Source organism: Bacillus sp. ChL18, assembly GCF_026241425.1.
In the GTDB taxonomy this organism is placed as follows: Bacteria; Bacillota; Bacilli; order Bacillales; family Bacillaceae; genus Bacillus; species Bacillus velezensis.
This window is the reverse complement of record NZ_JAPHWE010000001.1, coordinates 1840689-1865079: the sequence shown is the minus strand read 5'-3', so window position 1 is coordinate 1865079 and position 24391 is coordinate 1840689. Positions and strand designations below refer to the sequence as shown.

At 46.5% G+C, this 24391-nt stretch carries 28 protein-coding genes; 19 read left to right on the top strand and 9 right to left on the bottom strand.

Annotated elements, in window-relative coordinates:
• The first annotated feature begins 123 nt into the window (after positions 1–123).
• Both OQ477_RS09120 and OQ477_RS09115 read left to right on the top strand, forming a co-directional pair.
• Entirely contained in the window at positions 124–1344 is a 1221-nt protein-coding gene (locus tag OQ477_RS09120; RefSeq protein ID WP_265972154.1) for a cytochrome P450, read from the top strand.
• Complete coding sequence (locus tag OQ477_RS09115; protein WP_265972153.1) at positions 1341–2525, top strand: macrolide family glycosyltransferase; 1185 nt, start codon at positions 1341–1343, stop codon at positions 2523–2525. The genes OQ477_RS09120 and OQ477_RS09115 overlap by 4 nt, the downstream gene beginning before the upstream one ends.
• A gap of 42 nt (positions 2526–2567) precedes the next feature.
• Here OQ477_RS09115 and OQ477_RS09110 read toward each other — a convergent pair whose 3' ends face one another.
• On the bottom strand, positions 2568–2753 hold the full coding sequence (locus OQ477_RS09110; protein WP_003154919.1) for a hypothetical protein: 186 nt from the start codon (positions 2751–2753) through the stop codon (positions 2568–2570).
• 175 nt (positions 2754–2928) lie between these two features.
• On the opposite strand from OQ477_RS09110, the gene OQ477_RS09105 reads away from it, so the two are divergent.
• Positions 2929–3747, top strand: a complete 819-nt coding sequence (locus tag OQ477_RS09105) for a uroporphyrinogen-III synthase (protein WP_265972152.1) — start codon at positions 2929–2931, stop codon at positions 3745–3747.
• Between the two features lie 25 nt (positions 3748–3772).
• On the opposite strand, the gene OQ477_RS09100 is transcribed toward OQ477_RS09105, so the two are convergent.
• The 3 genes from OQ477_RS09100 to OQ477_RS09090 are packed head-to-tail and all read right to left on the bottom strand — an operon-like array spanning position 3773 to position 6283.
• Positions 3773–4534 (bottom strand): ABC transporter permease, encoded by a 762-nt coding sequence (locus tag OQ477_RS09100; RefSeq protein WP_265972151.1) that lies wholly within the window; start codon positions 4532–4534, stop codon positions 3773–3775.
• A 1-nt stretch (position 4535) separates the two neighbouring features.
• Entirely contained in the window at positions 4536–5273 is a 738-nt protein-coding gene (locus OQ477_RS09095) for a phosphate ABC transporter ATP-binding protein (protein ID WP_265972150.1), read from the bottom strand.
• Positions 5274–5299: 26 nt separating this feature from the next.
• The gene (locus OQ477_RS09090; protein ID WP_265972149.1) at positions 5300–6283 is read right to left on the bottom strand and encodes a multidrug resistance efflux transporter family protein; all 984 of its coding nucleotides are present in this window, start codon (positions 6281–6283) and stop codon (positions 5300–5302) included.
• A gap of 129 nt (positions 6284–6412) precedes the next feature.
• Between OQ477_RS09090 and OQ477_RS09085 the strand changes: the two genes are divergently transcribed.
• The 8 genes from OQ477_RS09085 (at position 6413) to OQ477_RS09050 (ending at position 16016) form a co-directional block, all read left to right on the top strand.
• A complete protein-coding gene (locus OQ477_RS09085) occupies positions 6413–6910 on the top strand; it encodes a cupin domain-containing protein (RefSeq protein WP_015417270.1) in 498 nt (165 codons plus the stop codon).
• A 386-nt stretch (positions 6911–7296) separates the two neighbouring features.
• A complete protein-coding gene (locus tag OQ477_RS09080) occupies positions 7297–7713 on the top strand; it encodes a DUF1641 domain-containing protein (RefSeq protein ID WP_003154908.1) in 417 nt (138 codons plus the stop codon).
• A gap of 39 nt (positions 7714–7752) precedes the next feature.
• Positions 7753–8931: an NAD(P)/FAD-dependent oxidoreductase gene (locus tag OQ477_RS09075; RefSeq protein ID WP_032874546.1), complete on the top strand. Its 1179-nt coding sequence runs from the start codon at positions 7753–7755 to the stop codon at positions 8929–8931.
• A 185-nt stretch (positions 8932–9116) separates the two neighbouring features.
• Positions 9117–10514, top strand: coding sequence for a glucuronate isomerase (gene uxaC / locus OQ477_RS09070; RefSeq protein WP_265972148.1), 1398 nt, complete (start codon positions 9117–9119; stop codon positions 10512–10514).
• 24 nt (positions 10515–10538) lie between these two features.
• Positions 10539–11930: an MFS transporter gene (locus OQ477_RS09065; RefSeq protein WP_049589350.1), complete on the top strand. Its 1392-nt coding sequence runs from the start codon at positions 10539–10541 to the stop codon at positions 11928–11930.
• Between the two features lie 70 nt (positions 11931–12000).
• Positions 12001–12999 (top strand): LacI family DNA-binding transcriptional regulator, encoded by a 999-nt coding sequence (locus OQ477_RS09060; RefSeq protein WP_265972147.1) that lies wholly within the window; start codon positions 12001–12003, stop codon positions 12997–12999.
• 81 nt (positions 13000–13080) lie between these two features.
• Complete coding sequence (locus OQ477_RS09055; RefSeq protein WP_265972146.1) at positions 13081–14526, top strand: tagaturonate reductase; 1446 nt, start codon at positions 13081–13083, stop codon at positions 14524–14526.
• Complete coding sequence (locus OQ477_RS09050) at positions 14523–16016, top strand: UxaA family hydrolase (RefSeq protein WP_061581958.1); 1494 nt, start codon at positions 14523–14525, stop codon at positions 16014–16016. The genes OQ477_RS09055 and OQ477_RS09050 overlap by 4 nt, the downstream gene beginning before the upstream one ends.
• A gap of 33 nt (positions 16017–16049) precedes the next feature.
• On the opposite strand, the gene OQ477_RS09045 is transcribed toward OQ477_RS09050, so the two are convergent.
• Both OQ477_RS09045 and OQ477_RS09040 read right to left on the bottom strand, forming a co-directional pair.
• On the bottom strand, positions 16050–16814 hold the full coding sequence (locus OQ477_RS09045; RefSeq protein ID WP_007610763.1) for a sulfite exporter TauE/SafE family protein: 765 nt from the start codon (positions 16812–16814) through the stop codon (positions 16050–16052).
• Between the two features lie 145 nt (positions 16815–16959).
• Positions 16960–17427: a DinB family protein gene (locus tag OQ477_RS09040; protein WP_021494037.1), complete on the bottom strand. Its 468-nt coding sequence runs from the start codon at positions 17425–17427 to the stop codon at positions 16960–16962.
• A gap of 204 nt (positions 17428–17631) precedes the next feature.
• Between OQ477_RS09040 and OQ477_RS09035 the strand changes: the two genes are divergently transcribed.
• The 3 genes from OQ477_RS09035 (at position 17632) to OQ477_RS09025 (ending at position 19988) form a co-directional block, all read left to right on the top strand.
• The gene (locus OQ477_RS09035) at positions 17632–18768 is read left to right on the top strand and encodes a Rap family tetratricopeptide repeat protein (protein ID WP_153014821.1); all 1137 of its coding nucleotides are present in this window, start codon (positions 17632–17634) and stop codon (positions 18766–18768) included.
• Positions 18758–18892 carry a PhrA family phosphatase inhibitor gene (locus OQ477_RS09030; RefSeq protein WP_003154881.1) on the top strand — a complete coding sequence of 45 codons (135 nt, stop codon included), beginning with the start codon at positions 18758–18760 and terminating at the stop codon, positions 18890–18892. The genes OQ477_RS09035 and OQ477_RS09030 overlap by 11 nt, the downstream gene beginning before the upstream one ends.
• A gap of 142 nt (positions 18893–19034) precedes the next feature.
• Positions 19035–19988 carry an N-acetylmuramoyl-L-alanine amidase gene (locus OQ477_RS09025; RefSeq protein ID WP_265972145.1) on the top strand — a complete coding sequence of 318 codons (954 nt, stop codon included), beginning with the start codon at positions 19035–19037 and terminating at the stop codon, positions 19986–19988.
• Positions 19989–20025: 37 nt separating this feature from the next.
• On the opposite strand, the gene OQ477_RS09020 is transcribed toward OQ477_RS09025, so the two are convergent.
• Positions 20026–20403 (bottom strand): PH domain-containing protein, encoded by a 378-nt coding sequence (locus OQ477_RS09020; protein WP_007610770.1) that lies wholly within the window; start codon positions 20401–20403, stop codon positions 20026–20028.
• 109 nt (positions 20404–20512) lie between these two features.
• On the opposite strand from OQ477_RS09020, the gene OQ477_RS09015 reads away from it, so the two are divergent.
• Entirely contained in the window at positions 20513–21118 is a 606-nt protein-coding gene (locus OQ477_RS09015; protein ID WP_265972144.1) for a poly-gamma-glutamate hydrolase family protein, read from the top strand.
• 138 nt (positions 21119–21256) lie between these two features.
• Here OQ477_RS09015 and OQ477_RS09010 read toward each other — a convergent pair whose 3' ends face one another.
• Positions 21257–21847, bottom strand: coding sequence for an ImmA/IrrE family metallo-endopeptidase (locus tag OQ477_RS09010; RefSeq protein WP_021494032.1), 591 nt, complete (start codon positions 21845–21847; stop codon positions 21257–21259).
• Positions 21848–21994: 147 nt separating this feature from the next.
• On the bottom strand, positions 21995–22333 hold the full coding sequence (gene xre, locus OQ477_RS09005; protein ID WP_003154871.1) for an HTH-type transcriptional regulator Xre: 339 nt from the start codon (positions 22331–22333) through the stop codon (positions 21995–21997).
• A gap of 190 nt (positions 22334–22523) precedes the next feature.
• Between xre and OQ477_RS09000 the strand changes: the two genes are divergently transcribed.
• From OQ477_RS09000 to OQ477_RS08985, 4 genes are read left to right on the top strand one after another with little or no spacing between them, the layout of a single operon-like run.
• Positions 22524–22703, top strand: coding sequence for a hypothetical protein (locus OQ477_RS09000; RefSeq protein ID WP_061581961.1), 180 nt, complete (start codon positions 22524–22526; stop codon positions 22701–22703).
• The gene (locus OQ477_RS08995) at positions 22693–23520 is read left to right on the top strand and encodes a hypothetical protein (protein ID WP_061581962.1); all 828 of its coding nucleotides are present in this window, start codon (positions 22693–22695) and stop codon (positions 23518–23520) included. The genes OQ477_RS09000 and OQ477_RS08995 overlap by 11 nt, the downstream gene beginning before the upstream one ends.
• Positions 23420–24220, top strand: coding sequence for an ATP-binding protein (locus OQ477_RS08990; protein ID WP_061581963.1), 801 nt, complete (start codon positions 23420–23422; stop codon positions 24218–24220). The genes OQ477_RS08995 and OQ477_RS08990 overlap by 101 nt, the downstream gene beginning before the upstream one ends.
• Entirely contained in the window at positions 24220–24387 is a 168-nt protein-coding gene (locus tag OQ477_RS08985) for a hypothetical protein (protein WP_265972143.1), read from the top strand. The genes OQ477_RS08990 and OQ477_RS08985 overlap by 1 nt, the downstream gene beginning before the upstream one ends.
• Positions 24388–24391: the final 4 nt, after the last annotated feature.

Below are 24391 nucleotides of genomic sequence, written 5' to 3'. Positions count from 1 at the left end.
TGACTTTTGTTGTGTTATGTTAATAGTTCAGGTTATGAATAGAAAAAAATTGAAAATATGTGCTAGGATAAAATTCAAGATACGTCAACTATTCAAATATGAAACAATCAGGAGTGATGAAACATGAGTAAGCTGAGGAGCACGAGACAAGCCATCCAAAGAACCCTGATGAAAGGAAAAAACGGCCTGGACGTATACAACCCTTTTCCTTGGTACGAAAAAATGAGACGGGAAAGCCCTATACACTTTGATGAAGAAACGAAGGTTTGGAGTGTGTTTTTATACGATGATGTCAAAAAAGTCATCAGTGATAAAGAGACGTTCTCAAGCCTCATGACTGATGTGAAAAGCTCGATTGCAAAGTCCATGCTGAATATGGACCCGCCGAAGCATACCCAAATCAGATCTGCCGTCAATCGCGCTTTCACTCCCCGCGTCTTGAAGGAATGGGAACCGAGAATTAAAGACATTACCGATCATCTCCTGAAACAGGCAAAGAACAAAGGGCGGATTGATATCGTTAAAGATCTCTCTTACCCTTTGCCGGTCATGGTGATTTCAGAATTATTAGGCGTTCCGTCCGAACGTATGGATCAGTTTAAAAAATGGTCGGACATTCTCGTCAGCATGCCGAAAGATGCGAGCCCTGAAGCGGCGGAGAAAAATCAGCAGGAACGTGACCAATGTGAGGCGGAGCTGGCGGCATTTTTTGCGGAAATAATAGAAAGCAAACGAAAAAAGCCCGGCCAAGACATTATTTCTATTTTGATAAAAGAGGAAGAAGAGGGAGAGAAGCTCACGGCAGAAGATCTGATCCCGTTTTGCAACCTGCTTTTAGTGGCGGGAAATGAAACAACGACTAATCTCATTTCAAATGCGGTTTACAGCATATTAGAGACGCCCGGCCTTTATGAAGAGCTGAGACAGGACCCTTCTCTCATCGCGCAAACGGTGGAAGAAACGCTGCGTTTTCGCGCTCCCGCTCCGTTTGTCAGAAGGACGGTCCGGCACGACACTGAACTGCGCGGACGCCGCTTGAAAAGCGGGGAGATCGTTCTCTGCTACGTTGCATCTGCCAACCGTGATGAAAACAAATTTGAGAAGGCGGGCGTATTTGATATTCATCGCCAATCGAATCCGCACCTTTCCTTCGGATTCGGCGTACACTTCTGCTTAGGCGCACCGCTTGCCAGACTTGAAGCGGAAGCCGCGCTGAAAGGAATTGTAAAAGCCTTTTCACACCTTGAGCCCGTCCGGATTGAGCCGATCCGAAACAGTGTCATGTACGGGCTGGAGTCTTTAGAAGCGGAGATAAATGAAAATGAGGGAGAAGAAAAAAGATGAGAAAAACACACATCGCCATTATTAATGTGGCCGCTCACGGTCATGTCAATCCCACGCTGCCCGTAGCCGAGGAACTTGTCAATCGCGGGTATAAAGTGACATTCGCTACGACTGAGGAATTTGAAGCTTCCGTTGCCAAAACGGGCGCCATTCCCGTTTTATACCGCACAAGCATAAAGGCGGACCCGGAGACGATAAAAGAACGGGTAAACAAAAATGACGCGTTTGTGATGTTTCTGGAAGAAGCGGTTGAAGTGCTTCCGCAGCTGGAAGAGCTGTACAAAGACGACCTTCCTGACATCGTCCTGTTTGATTTTTTAGCTCTTGCCGGAAAATTGTTTGCGGATAATGGCGGCATCCCGGCCGTAAAGTTCTGCCCGAGCTATGCAATGAATGAGTATTTTCAATTAGGAAGAGACGAAGAAACACTGGAAGCGGCCAAACAGGCGATAGAAGAATACCAGGAGCAGATTGAAAATGAACAATTGAAACGGATGACAATGGAAGAGTTTTTTATGCCTGAAAAATTGAATATCGTCTTTATGCCAAGAGCCTTTCAGCCGAAACAGGAAACCTTTGACGAACGTTTCTGTTTTGTGGGTCCGTCTCTTGGAGAACGCACAAATACGGGAAGTCTGGAAATTGATGCAGCCGATGACCGTCCGCTTATGCTCATCTCACTGGGAACGGCGTTTAACGCCTGGCCTGAATTTTACCGGATGTGTATTGACGCGTTTCGGGACTCGGACTGGCGGGTTATTATGTCAGTCGGCACAACAATTGATCCGGAAAGTTTTTCGGATGTCCCCGATCACTTTATCATCCGCCAGCACGTTCCTCAGCTTGATGTGCTGGAGAAAGCAAAGCTGTTCGTATCTCACGGCGGGATGAACAGTACAATGGAAGCAATGAATGCGGGTGTCCCGCTCGTTGTCGTTCCGCAAATGCACGAACAAGAGGTCACCGCAAAGCGTGTGGATGAATTGGGGCTTGGCGTGCATCTGCCGCCGAAAGAAGTCACTGTGGCCCGTTTGCAAAAAGACGTTCAGAACGTATACGGCGATAAGAACATCCTCAGCCGCGTGAAAAGCATGCAGCAGAAAATAGAAGAAACCGGCGGCTCCAAACAGGCTGTTTGCGCCATTGAAGAATTTTTGAAAACGGCGGCCGTCGAAAATTGATTGAGAAACAGGCAGCGCATCGGAAGACGGCTGCCTGTTTTGTTATATGTTTTTCTTCATGCCGCATCTCCGGCATTCCCTCAAAAATTTTCCGCCCTTCACTGAGCTTTTAAACAGCGTGTAGTCGCAATTGTCACATCGGCCGCTGTGAACATCAGGATATTCATTGAACTCATAAATGACCGAAGTATCGTATCCTTTTGTCTCGAACTCTTTTTTTGTTTCCATGATTGAAAATCCCTCCGCGAATCAAATCGTTCTGCCCGGTTAATGATACAGCAACTGCACGAGGGATTCAACGGGAGCATAGCTTGATTTTCCCGGCTGATTGCGTAACAATAATAGAAATAAATGACGGCCTGCCATAGGGCGCCCGGCATCTGAAGGGAAGAAGAAAACAGCGATGGGAAAAGGATTGAACGGGAAACGGATTGCCATCGGCGGTTCGCGGAAAACAGAAGAGATCACAAAATTAATAGAAAAGCAGGGCGGAACGGCGGTCGTCCGTTCCCTCCAAGGAACCGTATACCTGGCGGAGGATCAAATTGAACCCGACGTAAGAACATTTGCCGGGCAAAAAGCCGACTGGGCGATATTCACCACAGGCATCGGTACGGAAACGTTATTGTCGGTATCGGAAAAAATCGGTCTGAAAGAAGAATTTTTAGCGGCCGTTCATGAAGCGAAAATCGGCTGCAGAGGCTATAAAACATATGCGGCCTTAAAAAAGCTCGGCATCACGCCGCATGCCTCAGATGAAGACGGTACAACAAGAGGGCTGATCCGCTCCTTGGAACGATTTGACTTTAAAGATAAAAAAGTCATGATACAGCTTCATGGCGAAAAAGCGCCGGTCTTAACGGAGTTCCTTGAGAAAAACGGAGCGGAGGTATTCCCTGTTCTCCCGTATCAGCATATTCCGCCGGAAAGGGAGACGGTCGATAAACTGCTGGGAGAGCTGTTAAACGGAGAGGTTGATGCCGTATGTTTTACGACAGCCATTCAAGTGCGCTCTCTCTTTGATTATGCAAAAGAAAAAGGGTGCACAAAAGAATTGCAGCAGGCATTCGAAAAACATGTGCTTGCCGCCGCAGTCGGCAAAGTGACGGCTGAAGCGATCCGGGATGAAGGGGTAAAGAGGGTCCTTGCTCCGGACATTGAGCGGATGGGAGCGATGATTATTGAATTATCCCGTTACTATGAATCTCTGACCTTGTCATAAATAATTATTCAGCAGGGAAAAAAGCCTATGCTTCCCTGCTGAATTTTTTTAATTGCCAGTGTTCCGTGAAAAGGGAAGGATATGTCAAGGCGCTGAGTATGATACATGTAAGAAGAGCGGAGGCCATCGTTGTAAAAACGATCAGCAGCTGAAAGCGCACCGCCTGTATCGGATCAGCCCCCGCTAAAATCTGCCCCGTCATCATGCCGGGAAGCTGAACGAGACCCAATGTTTTCTGGCTTTCAAGCGTCGGGATCATACTGAGCTTCATACTGGACGTCAATATCTGCCGGACGGCCTGCTTAGGCGTTCCTCCGAGAGAGAGAATCAGCTGGATTTCTTCTTTCCGCAGATCCGCTTCCGAACTGAGCCGGCTTAAAAACAGGCTTGAGAGCACCATGGCGTTTCCGATGACCATGCCGCTTATCGGTATGACATATCTTGAAGTGAACGGAATGATATGCAGGGTCAGTAAAAGTCCCTGCGTCACAACTTCCGCGATCGCCAGTGTCAGAAAAACGCGCCAAAATGAGCCGATCCGCATTTTTTTCCGTTTGGAGACATTGTGCGAAGCGGCCGTGAGCATGAGAAGCACCATTAATATGATAAATATCGGGTGATCACCGCGAAAAATCAGCGACAGCACATAGCCGATGATAAGCAGCTGAATGACGGCCCTGACGGTTGCGACGATCATATCCTTTTCGACGCCGGCTTTAAAAGATTTAGACAGGAATAAAGCGATAATGACAAATATACTTGTCAATAACAGAGAAAGTTCATTCATATCAGCACCCGCTCCCTTGTAAAAGCGCCCGGGCCTTTTCATGTTTCGGTTCCTTAAAGAACGTTTTCGTTTCCGCGGTTTCTAAAAGCCGTCCCTCAGCCATAAACCATACTGTATCGGATAATCGTTCCGCTTGTTCAAGGTTATGGGTGATCCACAGGATCGTCAGCTGTTTTTGCCGATGGAGTTTCGTCATCAGTTTCTCAATGATGAGAACGGATGACGGGTCCAGCGCCGAGGTGATTTCATCCAGCAGCAGGATGGACGGCAGTCCGGCGAGGGTTCGCGCTAATGAGAGCTTCTGCCGCTGCCCGCCGGATAATTCTTTTGCATTCCGATCCAGAAGCCCGCGCGGAAGATCTGTAAAATCTGCGAGCTCTTCAGGGGTATAGTGCTGCGCCCCGTGGAGTTTTTCTGCGAGCAGAAGGTTGTCCCGCACCGTTCCCTCGAGGACGGGAGCTGATTGAAATGCAAGGCCTGCGGTTTTTCTGAGCTCTCTGATGTCCCAGTGTCTTATTTCTTTTCCGAATACAAGCACTTCCCCTTCATCAGGTGTATTCATCAGATTGCACAGCGACAGCAATGTGCTTTTTCCCGCGCCGGAAGGCCCTATCAACGCCGTGATAGAACCTTTTTGAATATGTCCGGTTACACGGCTTAGGACATCAAAGGACGTATTGTTTTGTTCAAAGCGTTTGCCGGCTGACAGAAAAGATATTGCCGGAATTTCTTCTTTCATACAGGATGACACCTTTCGTAAAAAAATCAGGAACCGGTGAGATTGGCTGACGTTTGCTCAGCCGTTTTCTGGTCTGTCTGCCGGGAAGCGAATGTATGCATGACCATTCCCGCAATAATTATGAACAGTCCGGCAAATGAAAGAAGTGACGGAAACGCCGCGGATAAAAAGACGATTTCGCCGATCAGTGCAAAAAGAACCTCTCCGGACTGCGTCGCTTCAACAGCAGCGAGCTTCTGCGGCTCATTCCTCACCATATCGGTGGCGCGGAAAAATAATACTGTTGCGATAACGCCAGAGCTGAGTGCGACGATAAAGGATTGGAATGTCTGTCCCATTGACGGAAGCCCGTCTCTATGCCAGCCGAAAGCGGCGATCAAAAGCCAAAACGGAAGGCTTGCGAGCGTCATGCCGAGCACCCGCTGAAATGTATCGAGTTTTCCGCCGTACTGTTCCAGCATTTTGCGGTTGCCGAGCGGATAGGCAAAAGCGGCGATGACGACCGGCACAACGCTGAATAGTATCGTGCGGCCGGACAGAGAATCCGCATGCTGAAGCTGAATCAGCCCGGCTCCGATCAGGATGATGACGGAAGTAACCAGCGAAATCAGCGGGATCTTTTGTCTGGCGGAAACCGGGCCCGCCGGTGAATGTTTTGTTTCGTAAAAAAACGGCGACAGAAGCACACCCGCGACAATTGTAATCTGCCACGTGCCCGCGATCAGCCAGCCCGGCCCATATGCCGCGGCAAACGTAATCGGGGCATAAAAAAGCACGAATCCGGTAAAACTCCACTTCAGCCAAAAAAACGGTTTTTTTCGGATTTCATGCCAGAGCGGCGCCCATTTTCCTTTCGCATAAACGATCAAAAATAAAAACGGAATCATAAAAAGAAAACGCAGGGAAGAGCTCCACATCCAGCTTCCGCCGGAAAGCTCCATCGCCCTGTTTAAAATAAATGTGACTGCGAAAAACAGAGATGCCAATATTCCGATCACGATGGCTTTCATTAAATCCCTCATTTTGACACATATTTTTATATACTATACTATTCACCGGCAGGCTTCGCAATGGAATATGAGAAAATAGCGTTTTAACAAATGATGAATGGGAAACAGACATATACGGAGGTGAAAACAGTGCAGAAAGAGGATATTCAAGTGCTTTATTTCGAAGATGACGGCCGCATTCCGAATAACCCGAATCTTCCGCTTGTTATTTATAAAGCGGTATTTAATGAAGAAACGGTACAGAAAGCAGAGTCCGTCCTCCGCCGGCACGATTGGTCGAACAGCTGGACGGGCGGAGTATTTCCGTATCACCATTTTCACAGCACCACGCACGAAGTTCTTGTCGCGGTAAAAGGAAACGCGGTTTTGAGGTTCGGCGGGGAACAAGGAGCGGACGCCGTTCTTCAAACGGGGGACGCAGCGGTCATTCCGGCCGGCACCGGACATAAAAAACTGTCGGGCAGTTCTGATTTTACCGTGATCGGGGCTTATCCGGGCGGCCGGCAGTACGATACAAAAACGGAGAAAAATGATAGAACTTCAGAAGAAATCAGCCGTGTCCCGCTCCCGGAATGCGACCCCTTTACGGGAAAAACGGGCCCGCTATTAAAATTGTGGGAAAAATGACAGGGGAAAAGCGGATGGTCTGTAAAAAAATAGCCTGAAAGAAACGTTATTACACCCCCGCCATATAAATAATTTCATAAACGAAACAATTCACGTTCAAATTTTGTTCAAAAAGTGTTATTATATAAGAGTAAATCAAATTTGGGTTTTTTATGTTTGCTATTTTCAGAGAGGAAAAAGAAATTTTGACTTATTCAATTGTTTTTGTTGATATAAAAATAATACTGGATATGGCAAAGTGAAAAACTGGGTAGTAAACATTTATTTTTGTAAATGATTGTGCATGAATTCACAATCTTGCTTTTTCATGCTTTTCTGCATGAAGGGGGAAAGGCTACCCTTTCCAAAAAAATCAGCATACTGCTTATAGTAAAGGAGAATCGGATATGCCAGAAACAATCGATCAAACAAATGCATCTGTCAGCCAAGGCCAACGCGATCTTATTGATCAGCTGCTAAAACCTGAAGTTCAAGAATCACTGACTGTTTTAGTGGATCAGCTTCCAAAACTGACTGAGTTAGTAAATATTTTAACGAAGTCTTATGATTTTGCACAGTCTGTAGCGACAGACGAAGTATTGAAGAGCGATACAGTGGGTGCGCTTACAGAAATTCTTGAGCCGGTGAAAGAAACAGCGAAAGAAGTGGCGGCTACTGCGATCGAAGCAAAAGACCGCGCGGATGCAAGCAATGAAACGATCGGACTTTTCGGCCTGCTGCGCATGCTGAAAGATCCTCAAGCTCAAAAGCTGTTCCGTTTTGCTAACAGCTATCTTGAAATCATGAACGAAAAACAAAAATAATCTCAGATTCAAATTGATATAAAGGACGGAGGATATACGATGTCAAAACATATTGTCATTTTAGGCGCTGGTTACGGTGGAGTTCTTTCTGCTTTAACCGTTCGCAAACATTACAGTAAAGATGAAGCACGCGTAACCGTTGTGAACAAATACCCGACTCACCAAATCATTACGGAACTGCACCGTCTTGCAGCAGGCAACGTGTCTGAACAGGCTGTTGCTATGCCGCTTGAAAAACTTCTGAAAGGAAAAGACGTCGACATTAAAATCGCAGAAGTCAATTCTTTCTCAGTTGATAAGAAAGAAGTTTCTCTTTCTGACGGTTCTAAGCTGACTTATGACGCGCTTGTTGTCGGACTTGGTTCTGTTACGGCTTATTTCGGCATTCCTGGACTCGAAGAAAACAGCATGGTGCTGAAATCTGCTGCTGATGCCAACAAAGTATACAAACACGTGGAAGACCGTGTGCGTGAATACGCTAAAACGAAAAACGAAGCTGATGCAACGATCCTTATCGGCGGCGGCGGCTTAACTGGCGTTGAGCTTGTCGGTGAGCTTGCTGACATTATGCCGAACCTTACGAAAAAATACGGCGTAGATCCGAAAGAAATCAAACTGAAATTAGTAGAAGCAGGTCCGAAAATTCTTCCTGTTCTTCCTGATGACCTTATCGAACGCGCGACAAAAAGTCTTGAAAAACGCGGCGTTGAGTTCTTAACAGGTCTTCCTGTTACAAATGTTGAAGGAAACGTTATTGATCTGAAAGACGGTTCAAAAGTCGTTGCCAACACATTTGTATGGACAGGCGGCGTACAAGGCAACCCGTTAGTCGGTGAATCCGGCCTTGAAGTGAACCGCGGCCGTGCGACGGTTAACGATTTCTTACAATCTACTTCTCACGAAGATGTATTCGTTGTCGGAGACAGCGCTGTATACTTTGCGCCGGACGGCCGTCCGTACCCGCCGACAGCGCAAATCGCTTGGCAGATGGGTGAACTTGTCGGTTACAACCTGTTCGCTTACTTAGAAGGAAAAACGCTTGAAACATTCAAGCCTGTAAACTCTGGTACGCTTGCAAGCCTCGGACGTAAAGACGCGGTTGCCATCATCGGAGCGAACTCTACTCCGCTGAAAGGTCTTCCGGCATCTTTAATGAAAGAAGCAAGTAACGTACGTTATTTAACACATATCAAAGGATTATTCAGCCTCGCTTACTAATCCTTAAGATCATACAGAAGACATTGCCGGACTTTCTCGGCAGTGTCTTTTTTTGTATGAAAATGTTAACGGATACAATTTTCTGAAAAATAAAATAAAAATGATTGATATGTGAGAAAGAGGAAGCTAAAATAAAAAAGAACCATTTTGTTAACGTTAACATTTTTAAGAGGGAGGATGAAAGTGTGAAAGCTTTTATGGGTGATGATTTTTTACTGGATAGTAAAACGGCCGTAAAGCTGTACCGGGATTACGCTGAAAACATGCCGATCATTGATTATCACTGTCACTTAAGCCCAAAGGAAATCTATGAAAATAAAACCTTCGCAACCATTACGGAGGCATGGCTTTACGGTGACCACTACAAGTGGCGGATCATGAGGGCCAACGGCATTGAAGAGCGCTGCATTACCGGAAACGCTTCAGATGAAGAGAAGTTTTTCGCCTGGGCAAAAACGGTGCCGATGGCGATAGGCAATCCGCTGTACAGCTGGACGCATTTAGAGCTGCAGCGCTGGTTCGGCATTTATGACGTATTGAATGAAAAAACGGCCGCGGCAATCTGGAAAAAAACGAATGAGCTCCTGCAGGGAGACGGGTTTGGCGCAAGGGATCTCATTCTGAAATCAAATGTCAAAGTCATTTGCACAACCGACGATCCTGCCGATGCGCTGACATACCACGAACTGTTGAAAGAAAGTGATTTTCCGGTTCAAGTGCTGCCCGGATTTCGGCCTGACAAAGGACTGGACATCAGCAGCCCGGGTTTTGCCGATTGGGTCCGTTCGCTGGAGAGCGCTTCAGGAATAGCTGTCACCACCTACCAATCGTATTTAGATGCGTTAGAATCCCGCGTCCGCTTTTTTCACAATGCCGGGGGAAGAGTGTCGGATCATGCGTTAGATCAAATGGTTTACGCCGAGACGACCGAAGAGGAAGCGGCCCGGATTTTTGCAGCCGGATTAGGCGGAGAGCATGTGTCTTTTGAAGATGAAAAGAAATTCAAAACACGGACGCTGCAATATCTTTGCGGTCTTTACGCCGAACTGGACTGGGCGATGCAGTTCCATATTAACGCGTTAAGAAATACCAATACAAATAAGTTCAGCAGCATCGGTCCTGATACGGGATATGACTCAATTAATGATGAACGTATCGCAAAGCCGCTTGCCCGGCTGTTAGATTCCGCCGAAAAAAAGCGGCAATTGCCTAAAACGATTTTGTATTCTTTGAATCCGAATGACAACTATATTATCGCCAGCATGATCAACAGCTTTCAGGATGGGAAAACACCGGGGAAAATTCAATTCGGCACAGCCTGGTGGTTCAATGACACGAAAGATGGAATGCTCCAGCAAATGAAAGCGTTATCAAACTTAGGCCTGTTCAGCCGTTTTATCGGGATGCTGACGGATTCAAGAAGTTTCCTGTCCTATCCCCGCCATGAATACTTCAGGCGGCTTGTCTGCACGCTGATCGGCGGCTGGGCGGAACAAGGCGAAGCGCCTTACGATATGGAGCTTTTAGGAAAGATTGTCGAGGGGATTTGTTACCGGAATGCTGAGGAATATTTCCGCTTTTAAAAAATGGAATGAAAGAGGTGGCCTATGAGTAATGTGCCTGTCGTGACAGCACCTGCCGCAAAAGTGAAGGAGCATAAGCTGAGTCTGAAAGAAAAAGTATCCTATGGTTTTGGAGATTTTGGGAACGGATTTATGTTTGATCTCGGGCAGATCTATTTGCTGAAGTTTTTCACAGATGTCGCAGGCATTCCGGCAGCGTTCGCCGGCAGTATTTTTTTGGTCAGCAAGCTGTTTGCGGCTTTGACTGATCCGATTGTCGGCTCGGCCATTGACTACAGAAAAAAGATCGGACCCCGGGGGAAATTCAGGCCGTACTTATTATTCGGAAGTATTATTCTTGCGGTCATGACCGTATTGATTTTTGTGTCACCGGACGTGAGCGTCACCTGGAAGCTTGTGTACGCCTATGCTTCTTACATGCTGTGGGGGGTCGCTTATTCTTTCGTCAATATTCCGTACGGCTCCCTCGGCGCGGCCATTACTCAGGATGCGGAGGACAGAACGGCGCTTTCCGCATTCCGCCAGATCGGCTCCCTCGGCGCGCTGCTCATTACAAGTGTCATCGTCATCCCGATTCTCGTTCATTTTGATAACGTTCACATCGGCTACCCGGCAGTCATGGGAATGATGGCCGTAATCGGAATCGCGGGATTTATGATCTGCTACCGAAACTGCAAAGAAAGAATTATCGTCCGTGAAGCGCCGAAAGAAAAGCTGTCCGTCATGTCGGTTTTCAAATGCTTTATCGGCAACAAACCGCTTCTGACCGTCGTTTTCATGACGATTTTCTCAATATCGGCATATAACATTAAATCCGCTATGCTTGTTTACTTCGCCCAGTACAATCTCAACAATGCGGAGCTGATGTCCTACATGAGTTTTATCATCATCGGTTCTTCATTTTTAGGTGTTTTGTTTATGCCGAAACTCGTCAAACGTTTCGGAAAAAAGCAAACGGTGATGATCGGTTTTGCCGTCAGCGCCGCGGCTGATGCGCTGAATTTCTGTCTCCCGTCAAACGTATATATCTTTACGGCGTTAGCGAGCATTGCTTTTATAGGGATCAGCATACCAAACGGCATTACGTGGGCGCTCGTGTCGGACATTATTGATTACGGAGAATGGAAGACGGGTGAACGGAAGGAGGCGACGACATATTCGCTTTTCAACTTCTCGAGAAAACTCGCCCAATCTTTATCAGGTTTTCTTTCAGGCATCGGGCTGAGCGTTATCGGCTATATCCCGAATGCATCTCAGACAAAAGGCACGCTGATCGGGATTAAAGGGCTACTGCTGCTGTACCCGGCTTTCGCTTTAGCGTGCGCCATGCTGATTATCGGTTTAATGTATAAGCTGACGGACCGGCAGCATGCCGAGCTCGTTCAGGACTTACATCATGCAAAACCTCAACTTTAGTGATTTTATGGACTGTCCGTTAATGGTACAATAGAAATAAATGACAGCATACAGAAAGAAAGGAAAAACGATGGTAACCATAAAAGATATCGCAAAACTCGCCAACGTATCCCACACAACCGTATCCCGGGCACTTAACGGCAGCCCCTATATTAAAGAGCATACAAAACAGAAAATATTAGAGCTCGCTTCACAGCTGAATTACACACCGAATGTAAATGCAAAAAGCCTTGCCATGCAAAAGTCCCATACGATCGGACTGTTTTTTACAAGCATCACAAACGGAACCTCACACAGCTTTTTTTCCGATACCATCAAAGGTGTAAACCGCACAATCAGTGAGGAATACAATTTGTTCGTCCGCGCGATTGACGACCTGAAAAGCTTTGAAACCATTACGCCCATGAGATATGACGGAATCATATTAATGAGCCAAAGCGACAGTGATAATGCATTTATTTATCATATCCGCGAGAAAAACATCCCGCTTGTCGTGCTGAACCGGGACATTGATGACCAGAGCATCACGAATATCCTGTCAAACGATAAAGAAGGCTCCAGACAGGCGGTCGACTGCCTGATCGCAAACGGACACAGAGATATCGCGATCATTGAGGGAAAGGAAGGATTCAGGTCAACTTCTCAGCGGAAAGAAGGCTATTTGACATCTTTAATTGATCATTCTATTCCGATTAAGCATGAATACAGTGTAAAAGGCCGCTATGATATGGAAAGCGGCAGTCAGGCGATGGAAAAACTCTTGGCGCTTCAATCACCGCCTACGGCTGTTTTTTGTTCAAACGATGATATGGCGATCGGGGCGATGAACGCCATTTTCGCCAAAGGCCTGAACGTTCCGGAAGATATATCTGTTATCGGGTTTGATGACATCGGCATTTCCCAATACATGACGCCGAGGCTTTCAACAGTAAAACGCCCGGTTGAAAACATCAGCATACTCGGCGCAGAGAAGATCTTGGCGCTAATCACCGACCCGGATACGGCGGCGGAAAAAATATACGAAAACACCGAGGTGATGATAAGAGATTCAATTAAAAAACTCACATAACGGCCCGTCTGATTATCCGGGTTTTCGTACGGCAAAATGTTAACGCGTGCATATGCATAAATACAGAAGGAGGCGGACAGCTTGCGGCAGCTGAATAAAAAGATGTGCGGCGAATACATTCAATATCCTGAAAAAGTCCTTCAGTTCGGCGAAGGCAACTTTTTGCGGGCCTTCGCTGACTGGCAGATCGATCAATTGAATCAATTGACGGATTTTAACGGAAGCGTTGTCGCCGTACAGCCGAGAGGCTCTGAGAAAATCAAACGTTTAAACGAGCAGGACGGTTTATTTACGCTTTTTTTGCAGGGGATAAAGGACGGGAAACCGGCTGAAGAACACACGATCGTCAAATCCATCAGCCGCGGCATTGATCTTTTTTCTGACTATGATTCCTTTAAACGGCTGGCAGCACAAGAGGAGCTTCGTTTTATCATTTCCAATACGACAGAAGCGGGAATTACGTTTGAGAAAGGCGACCGGCTTGAGGATAGACCTCAAAAAACATTCCCCGGGAAATTAGCGGCGTTCCTTTATTTCCGCTATAAGGCATTTGCGGGTGACGCCGAGAAAGGGTGCATTGTGCTTCCATGTGAACTGGTCGAAGAAAACGGACGGAAACTGAAGGCTGCCGTGCTTCAATATGCCGGGCTGTGGGAGCTGGAGCCTGATTTTACTCAATGGATTCATGAGGCGAACATCTTCTGCAATACCCTCGTGGATCGGATTGTTCCCGGATTCCCTGTTGATACCGTAGAAGAACTTACCAATTTTCTCGGATACGAAGACCGTCTGCTTGTGGTTGGTGAGCATTATTATTTGTGGGTGATAGAAGGGCCGGAACAGCTTCAGAATGAGCTTCCTTTTGCTGAGGCCGGGCTGAACGCCCTGATCACGTCTGACCTTACGCCTTACAGGACAAAAAAGGTGAGAATCTTAAACGGCGCTCATACAGCATTGGCGCCAGTGGCCTTACTATACGGACTGCAAACCGTCCGGGAAGCGGCTGAGCACGAGATGACGGGCAGGTTCATCGAAGAGCTGATCAATGAAGAAATCCTCCCTGTGCTGCAAATGGAGGGTGTCACCCAATACGCGGCAGATGTGTTACAGCGGTTTAAAAACCCTTATATCCAACATTATCTGCAAAGCATTACCCTTAACGCCGCCGCGAAATTCAAAACAAGAAACCTGCCGACGCTGAAGGCTTGTATCGAACAGGAGGGCCGGCTACCTGAGAAGCTGGTATTTTCGTTCAGCGCCATGATCTATTCATACTGGAACGGACCGAACAAACCGGCTGACGGCGAGGAGGTTCTTCACCGTTTTCAAATGGCGCGGTCCCGTTGCAAAGATGATATGTTTCAAGCGGCATCTGCCATATTAGGAGAAGAGCGATTGTGGGGGAAGAATCTGAATCATCTTCCGGGGCTGACTGAACGAACGGCTTTTTTTCTGTCTGTCATTCATAAGCGGGGCATGAAGCATGCGTTACATGAATGCTGCGGAAAAAAGGGGGAAGTGAAATGAAAGAGGTCATAAAAATCCATAAAAACGATAACGTGCTTCTCGCCATGCGTCATTTTAACAAAGGGGAGCGGCTGCATACAGACGGACTGACGATTGAAGTGAAGGACCCTGTAAAGCGGGGGCATAAAATCGCGCTGCAAACCATTGAAGAAAATGGCAGCATCATTAAATACGGTTTTTCGATCGGGCGTGCAACAAGACGGATTTCGGCCGGCGAGCATATTCATACCCATAATCTGCAAACGAATTTATCCGATGTGCAAGAATACACGTATTCACCGCGCTTCGAGGACAATCCTTTTACAAATGAGAACCGGACATTTAAAGGCTACAGAAGAGAAAATGGTACATCCGGCGTCCGGAACGAACTGTGGATCGTGCCTACAGTCGGCTGCGTAAACGGCGTCGCTGAGAAAATCCTGCAGCGCTTCGTAAAAGAGGCGAAAGACATTGCGCCCTTTGACAATGTGCTGGTTTTAAAGCACCAATACGGCTGCTCCCAGCTTGGCGATGATCATGAGAATACGAAACAAATGCTGATAAACGCCATCCGTCATCCAAATGCGGGCGGTGTGCTGGTTTTAGGGCTCGGCTGTGAAAATAATGAGCTGGCGGCGATTAAGGAAACGCTTTCTGAAGTGAATGGAGATCGGGTGAAATTTCTCGAATCACAGGCTGTCACAGATGAAATTGAAGCGGGGACTGCGCTTCTTAAAGAGATACACCTTGCGGCAAAGGGAGATAAACGTGAGGAGATTCCGCTGTCAGAATTGAGCATCGGATTGAAATGCGGCGGGTCGGACGGTTTTTCCGGCATCACGGCAAACCCTTTATTAGGGAGATTTTCAGATTACTTGATTGCACAGGGAGGGAGCACGGTTTTAACGGAGGTGCCTGAGATGTTCGGCGCTGAGACGATTCTCATGCAGCGTGCGGCGAGTGAAGAAGTGTTTCATAAAACAGTCCGATTGATCAATGATTTCAAGCAATATTTTATGAAGCACGAGCAGCCGATTTATGAAAACCCGTCACCAGGGAATAAGGAAGGCGGCATTTCAACGCTCGAAGACAAGTCGCTCGGCTGCACCCAAAAAGCCGGTCTTGCACCGGTTTCTGATGTGCTGACATACGGTGAAACACTGAAAACAAAGGGATTGACACTGCTCAGTGCGCCCGGCAATGATTTAATCGCTTCTTCAGCGCTCGCCGCGGCGGGCTGTCACATCGTTTTGTTTACAACCGGAAGAGGCACGCCGTTCGGCACATTTGTCCCGACTGTGAAAGTATCAACAAATACCGATTTATTTCAATCAAAGCCTCATTGGATTGATTACAACGCGGGCAGATTGGCGGAAGACCAAACAACAGAAGATCACATTGTAAGAGATTTTATTCAATACATTATTAAAGTTGCAAGCGGAGAATTCGTCAATAACGAAAAAAACGATTTTCGGGAGCTTGCAATCTTTAAGTCCGGTGTGACGTTATAAGGGAAAAGGCGATCTGACAACAGACCGCCTTTTTTATATTAATTTTATTCCGCTGATTAAAATAATCGCCGCCATCACAAACTGCAGCGGGCGCGGTGAGAATTTCGGCGAAAAGAAGCTGCCGAGAAGCACACCCGGCACAGAGCCGATCAACAGATTCAATACAAGCAGGTAATCGACGCTTCCGAAGCTTGCGTTTAACAGACCGGCAGCCGTTACGAGCAAAAAGGCATGTGCGATATCCGTTCCCACTACTTCTGCCGTTTTCATTCTGAACAGGTATAACATGGCGATTGCAAATAACGAGCCGGACCCAATAGATGTCAGGCCGACGATGAAGCCGAAAATGACGCCGATCAATATCATGAGTGTCCGCTTTTCTTCAAGCGTTTTTTGCTGCCAGCGGTTCGGCCGCAGTTTTTTATCGAAAAAAAGGCGGGCGATAATGGAAATGGCGACAAGGGTCAGCACGTAGCCGAGCGCCTGTTTGATAATCTGCTCCTGATGCTGATGAAAAGCGGGAAACAAGTGAAGAACACCGATGGCGGCTGTTGCGCTGGGAATGCTCCCGAGCGCCAAATAGCCGACAAGTTTAAATTGAACGGTGCGCTGCTTCCAATGAGAAACGACACCGAACAGTTTGGTGATGGAGTTATATAAAAGGTCAGTGCCGACGGCGATTGAGGGGTTGATCCCCAAAACGATCAGTAAAGGAGTCAAAAGCGCCGCTCCTCCCACACCCGTCAATCCGACCAGCGTTCCGACAAAGAAACCCATAAACACAATGCTTACAGTCATCTGTGTGCCTCCTGAATAATCCTACTATTTTTATCAGATTATATATGATTAAGAGGCGGTAATCAATTAAATTTTCGGAAAATTTTATACAGAACAAAAAAATCCGCCAGCCTGCTGTTATGTCGCAGACCGGCGGATGGCCGGATTATGATTTTTGCTGATAAAACGGAAGTTCCGTGTGGCCCATTTCTCTGACATACACGAAAAGGTTGCCTTTATGATGAATTTCATGCTCCATTGCAAGCTGAAGGAGAGCAGCGCCGGTCACTTTTCTGCCGAAAGAGGCGGTCAGGTCAATTTCGCGGTTCAGCTGCTCTTCAGTCAGCTGTGACAGGATGTCTGTCGTTTTTTCAGTACATGCTTCCGCCAGTTTGACGAGGTCTGTTTCCGCTTCTTCTTTCGGTTTGTTCTGGATGGCTGATCCGTTTCCGTCGTTAATGACGTTTGCAAACATAAGAAAAGAATAAACGATGTGTTTTACAAGTTCCTGAGCGGACATTGATGTCTCTGCCGGTTTGTAGTCGTAATGCTCGCGGCTGATTTTTTCCGCCAGTTCAATCGTCACGTTTCGATGTGACAGAAAGTGGCTGACCAATTGATTTTGTGCTGTCATGTGAAAACCCCCATTTAATACAGAATAAAAGCTGCAAGGATATGCTATATCAACGGCACGGAAGAAACAAGCAATAAGCTTGTGATGGAGATAAATCGTTGCGGATATCCGAAATTCGACAATTGCGGTCTTTTTGCGTTCTTCTTTTTCTAGCAAATATGATAAAATATGACATATCTCGGTCATTCCAAAAGGGGGGATTTATTGAGGATGAAGCAGACTATTCCGTCCTCTTTTGTCGGGCTCAAAATTAATGAATGGTATACCCATATCCGGCAGTTTCACGTCCTTGAGGCGGAGCGCGTCAAACGTGAAGTAGAGAGAGAGATCGAGGATATGGAAGAAGATCAGGATCTGCTGCTGTATTATTCATTAATGGAATTCAGACACCGTGTCATGCTGGATTACATCAAGCCCTTAAAGGAGGACCCTTCTCAGCCTGAGTTTTCAGAATTATTGGAAGACATTGAAGGCAACCAGTATAAACTGACAGGACTGCTTGATTACTACTTTAATTTTTTTCGAGGAATGTACGAATTTAAACAGAAAATGTTCCTAAACGCCATGATGTATTACAAACGGGCTGAAAAAAACCTTGCACTCGTTTCTGATGACATCGAGAAAGCTGAGTTTGCTTTTAAAATGGCCGAGATATTTTACAACCTGAAACAAACCTACGTCTCCATGAGTTATGCCGTTCAAGCCCTTGAAACGTACCAATCGTATGAGACGTACAACGTCCGCAGAATCCAATGTGAATTCGTTATTGCAGGGAATTATGATGACATGCAGTATCCAGAAAGAGCATTGCCCCACTTAGAACTTGCTTTAGATCTTGCAAAACAAGAAGGCAATCCCCGTCTTATTAGTTCAGCCTTATATAATCTCGGAAACTGTTACGAAAAAATGGGAGACCTCTCTAAAGCAGCCGAATATTTTGAGACATCCGTTTCCATTTGCAGGTCAGAAAAGTTCGATAATCTTCCGCATTCTATTTACTCATTAACACAGGTTCTTTATAAACAGAACACTATAGCCGAAGCAGAGAAGCAATACCGCCTAGGGCTCAGTATCGCCCGCGAATACAATGATGAATTGTTTGTGAATCTGTTCCAATTTTTACATGCGTTATACGGCAAGGAAATGGATAACGCATCCGTCAGGCACACGTTTGATTTTCTGGAAGAACACATGCTGTATCCGTATGTGGAAGAATTGGCGCATGACGCTGCCAAATTTTACATGGAACACGGACAGCCTGAAAAAGCGCTCACGTTTTATGAAAAAATGGTGCACGCCCAAAAACAAATCCAGAGAGGAGATTGTCTATATGAAATCTAAACTGTTGTCAGGATTACTGCTTGTTGCTGTCGGGTTCAGCTTTACACAGGTGATCGGCCATGAAAGCCATTTGGAAAACCAAGCGGACGGCACATTCCATATTGCCGCGCGCAACCAAACATAACATAAAGACCCTTCTTTTGAAGGGTCTTATTTTTTGCATGCGTATCCATTCCATTTTTATCCGAATGCAGAGTCTATATGCTCAAGTTATCTGTCCTACGAATGCCACCTATTGATGAAAAAGGCATAAGGAGAGATGAAGAGTGGGGATTGAAGTGAAAAAACGGCTCGTATCGGCTGATAAATATGCGTTAAAATGTCCGAATCCGATGACGCCGGAGTATATTACCATTCATAACACGGCAAACGACGCATCCGCCGCTAATGAAATCAGCTATATGACGGGGAACAGCGAATCAACGAGCTATCATTTTGCGGTTGATGACAAAGAAGTGATCCAGGGAATTCCGTTGGACCGGAATGCCTGGCATTCGGGAGACGGCACGAACGGTACCGGAAACCGAAAGTCGATTGCTATAGAAATCTGTTACAGTAAGTCAGGCGGCGAACGGTACAGAGCTGCAGAAGAACTGGCAATTGCGTTTGCGGCGCAGCTTTTGAAAGAACGGGGCTGGGGGATTGACAGAATCAGAAAGCATCAGGACTGGAACGGAAAGTACTGCCCGCACCGCATTTTGTCTGAAGGCCGCTGGGATGAAGTGAAGGCGAAGATTGAAAAGAAATTAAGCGGGAGTATGCCGGCGAAAAAAGCCTCTATTTCTTCTTCCGCGTCTGAATACCATGTGAAAAAAGGCGACACCTTATCGGAAATCGCCGCATCGCACGGTGTCAGCGTAAAATCGCTGCAAAGCATCAACCATATCACCGATCCGAATCACATTACAGTCGGACAAGTGATCAAGCTCGCTCAGACGGGTTCTTCTTCAAAAAGTCAGGCTGTGTCTTCCTATCCGCTTCCATCCGGTGTGATCAAAGTGACGAAACCGCTGACGAAAGGGACAAACGTAAAACAAGTGCAAAACGCTTTATCCGCTCTTTATTTTTATCCCGATAAAGGAGCAAAAAATCATGGGGCGGACGGCGTTTACGGCCCGAAAACGGCAAATGATGTAAAACGCTTTCAATCCGTCAGCGGATTAACGGCAGACGGAATTTACGGCCCGAAAACGAAGGCGAAAATAGAAGAAAAACTGTAATCAATAAAACGGAAGCTCCCCGGGCTTCCGTTTCTTCTTACATACAAACTGCGGCAAGGGCCTTTTGAATATCATAAATGCTTTCATCTTTTTTAAACTGCTTTGAGACAGCGGGAAGTTCCGCGCCTGAAATCCAAATTTTCAGCTCTGAATCAAGGTCAAAGCGGCCGGCGGTTTCTACGCTGAATCTGGAAATGCTCTTGTACGGAATGGATTGAATCTCCGTTTTCTTCCCCGTGAGTCCCTGTTTATCAACAAGGATAAGACGCTTATCCGTAAAGACAATGATATCTCGGACAAGCTTAAATGCGGCGTTGACATTTTCACCTTCCAGCAGAATACGGGCCAGTTCTGCTTTTGCTTCAGCCGTCGATATTGTTGACGCATTGCCCAGCAAGCCATTGATGAACCCCATGATATATCCCCCCTGTTAAGTATTCTATCAAATCATACTATAAAAAGGTTTCCATTCCCAGATGAGTAGAGTAAACTGGTGCTGACTGGAAAAGGAGAGCATGTTACACATGAAAGATAGATATGACAATTTCGCAGCCCTTTCAGCTGCTGAATCAGAATACAGTATTATTTATGAAGAAAAAGAGGGAAGTAAATGTATCGTCCTCGCTCCCCACGGCGGCAGGATTGAGCCGGGAGTCAGTGAGCTGGTGCGGGCATTTTCTGACCAAAGCTCAATTTATTTATTTGAAGGAACGAAGCGGTGCGATAACCGTTCTCTCCATTTGACAAGCACACGCTTTGACGAACCCCTGGCTTTAGAAAAAGTGACCGCCCATCATTACGCATTGGCTTTTCATGGGTATCATGATCTGAAAAAGGCAAATACACTCGTCGGGGGCGCGGATCTGGAAAAAGCAAGACTGATTTGTGATCTGCTGCGTGAAGCGGGACTTGATGCCGAGCTGACAGAGAAGAATGATCGGCTGGCAGGTGTAAATCCCGGCAACATTGTCAATCGGACAAAAAGGAAAATGGGGCTGCAATTGGAAGTGAGCACGGCGCAGAGACACGCGCTGTTCAGCAATTTTGGCTGCCGGGGAGAAAAATATACGCCAACCGATCTGTTTTTTCGGTATGTAGAAGCCGTGAAGGCCGGTTTTTATGATAAATGAACAGGGGGGCCCGTTCTTACATTCACTGGAGCTATGCGGCGCAAGAAGTGCTTGGCGGGCAGCACGGTGAGAACAGCGGCATGATGCAAAAACCTTTCCTGCGATTTAAAATGCTGACACTCTGCCGGCGGAGAATCGCTAATTTTCAATAAAATACGGCGTTTTTTCCTCAGCGGCATGCAAGTGTGTCTGTCCGCTTTCATAATACCCATTCGGCCGCTTGTCGGATAACAGACAAGCGAGCCGCTTCTGAAATTGAATACCTGCTTTACGCCGTTCAAACAGCTCCAGCCTTTTTTCCGCAAATGATGCCGTCACCCGGAAAGCGGCTGCGATTAAAATGACGGCGTGGCTCCTCCGCTGGGGAAGCTCCATGTTTAACAGCATAAAGGTCGGCACACAGAAGTGGTACATAAAATGGTTGGCCTGAAATTCCTGCAGTTCCCTGAACAGCTTGTTCATATGAAAATGGTTGCCGGTATGCTTCAGCACGTGGCACAGTTCGTGCGCAAAATCCTGCCATTGCTCTTCGGGTGACTTTTTTTGATTCAGGACGATGCTGTACATGCCGTCCCGCTTCAGCATCATACTGTGCGTATCTTCAAAATGAATCCAAATGTCAAGCTCCTTGGCAATCATCTGCATATCAATATGGAGAGGGGCGGTCATTCCCATGCGGCAATATAAGTTTTTGACGTATTCCTCAAGATGTGTTAAAAAATCGCCCAATTGAATACACCCTTTCGAACATATGTTCTTTTTAAGCGAGAAAGAAAAGCCCTGATCGGACTTTGAATCAATTCCCTTTTCTTTTAAAAATAAACATTCAGCTTTTATATCGGCTGAACGTTAAGCAGTTTAAAGGAAAAGAGCGGATTATTTATGTTTCGGCCTGCGGTTTTTCTCTTTTTCTTTTAAATAATTAATGAATTCAATGGCCTGCTGCTTGCTTTCCGGGGAAAAGTCCTGCATGTCCCGATATGCGATCTGCAAGTCGGGATCGGCAAACATGTCTTCATCTGAAGGTTCTTTTCCGGTTAACAAATAATCAGTCGACACTTTGAAATAATCCGCAAGCTTTTGCAGCGTGTCGTAATCGGGTTCAGATCGGCCGTTTTCATAATGAGAATATCTGGCGCGCGAGACACCGATATGATTTGCGACTTCTTCCTGCGTTTTCTTTCCTCTGAGACTCTTTAATCTTCCGCCTATCATCCGAATGACCTCTCTTTTTTCAACACCCTAAGTTACTTATGATTATAGATACAAAATGTATCAAAATAAAGTGATGATAAAAAAAGTATCAAAAAGGTCTTGATGATACGAATTGTATCGTATATAATCAACATCATAGGGATACGAAATGTATCGACGTGCGATAAAAAATTGATCAGGAGGGTGAGAGATGAAGCCGATTATCATCCGTTTCAGCAGCAATCCGGCTGATCAGAGATGTTTAGGAAAAGCAGGCGGTTCGATATCTTTTACCGCTTGCGGACTACCGGTATTCCGATTTGATAACCGATCGCAGTATGAACGCTATATAAGTCTGAAGACAAACGGAGACGTCCAATATGAATCGTAAAAGCTACCCGTTTTTCATCTATTCCGGATTATTGAATTCAGAACATTATGGCAAAATAGGGTCCGCCATATGGCTGTTTTTATGGTTCATCAGCTCAACGACAAAGGAACACGTAAAAGACGGCGTAAAGTGGGGGATCGTCCTCGGACATAAGCCCGTAAAAGCAAGAGAGATGGCCGATGTATTTACCGTCAGCGAAAAAACCGTCAGACGGTGGCTTGAGGTTTTGGAACAGCATGAATATATCAAAACCGTCCGCGCCCCTTACGGACTCATCGTCTCCGTAAAGCACTCGAAAAGATTCACGCAGAAAAAGACATTGACCCGCCCGGAAGTCACAGACCGGACAATATCGGCGGATCACCGGGACAAAAATGTCCGGAGAGAAATAGATATAACAAAAAATCATACTGCTGAAGAAGCGATTAACGACATTGCCGCCCATTTTATCAGATTAAGGTCTGCACAGGAGGGGCGGAGCGTATACCCGTCGCCCCGGGATTATCAGGCCATCGCCCGTATTGTTTCTCTCGGTGCGTCAGCACAAGAAGCAATCAAATGGCTCGGCGAATGCTTTACCGCTTTTGAACAGCGGCGCACCTCTTCAGCTGAAACGATCAAGGCTTTCAGCTATTGCGCCAAGTATATGGAAGACCGCTTGAATGCACGAATTGCGGGAAGGACAATCACAACAAAAAAAGAGAGGAATACGATACATGACAAAACGAACGATCGAGCAGATACTGTCCGACCTGAAAAACGGAAAACGTCCATTACTGGCGGACAGACCGGAAGAATCAGGCGAAAGCCGCTTTGACTGTCCGCTCTGTAAAGATCAGGGCGGTTATCTCAAAAACCAGCTTGGAATGGATGTGTGGGTTAAGTGCCGCTGCGCCGCCGAACGAAAAGCAGAGCGCATTCTCAGCGCAAGTGAGATTACAGGCGCCTTTCGGAAGCTGGATTTCAAAGGGTTTATCACGCGGGGCAAGCCTCAGGCAGTCGTCGACGCATATGAGTGCGCCCTTGAATATGTTGAAAACTTCGACAAGATTAAAAACTGCCGGAAAAACAGCATTGCCCTTTTAGGGCGTCCGGGGTCGGGAAAAACCCATCTTTTGACCGCTCTCAGCAATTATGTCATGAGACAGAAGCAGACACCGGTGCTGTATTTTCCTTTTGTGGAGGGCTTTACGGATTTAAAAAATGATTTTGATCTGCTTGATACAAAGCTTGGCCGTATGAAACAGGCGGATGTGCTTTTTATTGACGATCTGTTCAAACCGCTGAACGGAAAACCCCGGGCGACCGATTGGCAGATTGAACAAATGTACGCCGTCGTGAATTACCGCTATTTAAATCATAAGCCGGTTCTTATCTCGAGCGAGCTGGCCTGTGACGGACTGGTGCAGGTTGATGAAGCCTTAGGCACAAGAATTTATGAGATGTGCAGCGATTATTTAGTCATCATTAATGGCAATTCATTTGACGTAAACCACAGATTAGAGGGGGCGAGATAATGTGTAAGCTGTGCGGGCCGAAGAAGGTCATTATGACGGAAACGGGTTTCGGCGCTGTCTTTCACCCTTGCCCGAACTGCAAAACAGGCACTGATTTAACGCCGGTCATTAAACGTCTTGAGCGAATGGTTCAAGACGCAAAAACGAGGCTTGATGCACGTGTATAAATAT

What these genes read in the sequence shown, in the direction of transcription:
- OQ477_RS09120 (WP_265972154.1), top strand. Translation starts at nt 124, where the DNA reads ATGAGTAAGCTGAGGAGCACGAGACAAGCCATCCAAAGAACCCTGATG.
- OQ477_RS09115 (WP_265972153.1), top strand. Translation starts at nt 1,341, where the DNA reads ATGAGAAAAACACACATCGCCATTATTAATGTGGCCGCTCACGGTCAT.
- OQ477_RS09110 (WP_003154919.1), bottom strand. Translation starts at nt 2,753, where the DNA reads ATGGAAACAAAAAAAGAGTTCGAGACAAAAGGATACGATACTTCGGTC.
- OQ477_RS09105 (WP_265972152.1), top strand. Translation starts at nt 2,929, where the DNA reads ATGGGAAAAGGATTGAACGGGAAACGGATTGCCATCGGCGGTTCGCGG.
- OQ477_RS09100 (WP_265972151.1), bottom strand. Translation starts at nt 4,534, where the DNA reads ATGAATGAACTTTCTCTGTTATTGACAAGTATATTTGTCATTATCGCT.
- OQ477_RS09095 (WP_265972150.1), bottom strand. Translation starts at nt 5,273, where the DNA reads ATGAAAGAAGAAATTCCGGCAATATCTTTTCTGTCAGCCGGCAAACGC.
- OQ477_RS09090 (WP_265972149.1), bottom strand. Translation starts at nt 6,283, where the DNA reads ATGAAAGCCATCGTGATCGGAATATTGGCATCTCTGTTTTTCGCAGTC.
- OQ477_RS09080 (WP_003154908.1), top strand. Translation starts at nt 7,297, where the DNA reads ATGCCAGAAACAATCGATCAAACAAATGCATCTGTCAGCCAAGGCCAA.
- OQ477_RS09075 (WP_032874546.1), top strand. Translation starts at nt 7,753, where the DNA reads ATGTCAAAACATATTGTCATTTTAGGCGCTGGTTACGGTGGAGTTCTT.
- OQ477_RS09065 (WP_049589350.1), top strand. Translation starts at nt 10,539, where the DNA reads ATGAGTAATGTGCCTGTCGTGACAGCACCTGCCGCAAAAGTGAAGGAG.
- OQ477_RS09060 (WP_265972147.1), top strand. Translation starts at nt 12,001, where the DNA reads ATGGTAACCATAAAAGATATCGCAAAACTCGCCAACGTATCCCACACA.
- OQ477_RS09050 (WP_061581958.1), top strand. Translation starts at nt 14,523, where the DNA reads ATGAAAGAGGTCATAAAAATCCATAAAAACGATAACGTGCTTCTCGCC.
- OQ477_RS09045 (WP_007610763.1), bottom strand. Translation starts at nt 16,814, where the DNA reads ATGACTGTAAGCATTGTGTTTATGGGTTTCTTTGTCGGAACGCTGGTC.
- OQ477_RS09040 (WP_021494037.1), bottom strand. Translation starts at nt 17,427, where the DNA reads ATGACAGCACAAAATCAATTGGTCAGCCACTTTCTGTCACATCGAAAC.
- OQ477_RS09030 (WP_003154881.1), top strand. Translation starts at nt 18,758, where the DNA reads ATGAAATCTAAACTGTTGTCAGGATTACTGCTTGTTGCTGTCGGGTTC.
- OQ477_RS09020 (WP_007610770.1), bottom strand. Translation starts at nt 20,403, where the DNA reads ATGGGGTTCATCAATGGCTTGCTGGGCAATGCGTCAACAATATCGACG.
- OQ477_RS09015 (WP_265972144.1), top strand. Translation starts at nt 20,513, where the DNA reads ATGAAAGATAGATATGACAATTTCGCAGCCCTTTCAGCTGCTGAATCA.
- xre (WP_003154871.1), bottom strand. Translation starts at nt 22,333, where the DNA reads ATGATAGGCGGAAGATTAAAGAGTCTCAGAGGAAAGAAAACGCAGGAA.
- OQ477_RS09000 (WP_061581961.1), top strand. Translation starts at nt 22,524, where the DNA reads ATGAAGCCGATTATCATCCGTTTCAGCAGCAATCCGGCTGATCAGAGA.
- OQ477_RS08995 (WP_061581962.1), top strand. Translation starts at nt 22,693, where the DNA reads ATGAATCGTAAAAGCTACCCGTTTTTCATCTATTCCGGATTATTGAAT.
- OQ477_RS08990 (WP_061581963.1), top strand. Translation starts at nt 23,420, where the DNA reads ATGACAAAACGAACGATCGAGCAGATACTGTCCGACCTGAAAAACGGA.
- OQ477_RS08985 (WP_265972143.1), top strand. Translation starts at nt 24,220, where the DNA reads ATGTGTAAGCTGTGCGGGCCGAAGAAGGTCATTATGACGGAAACGGGT.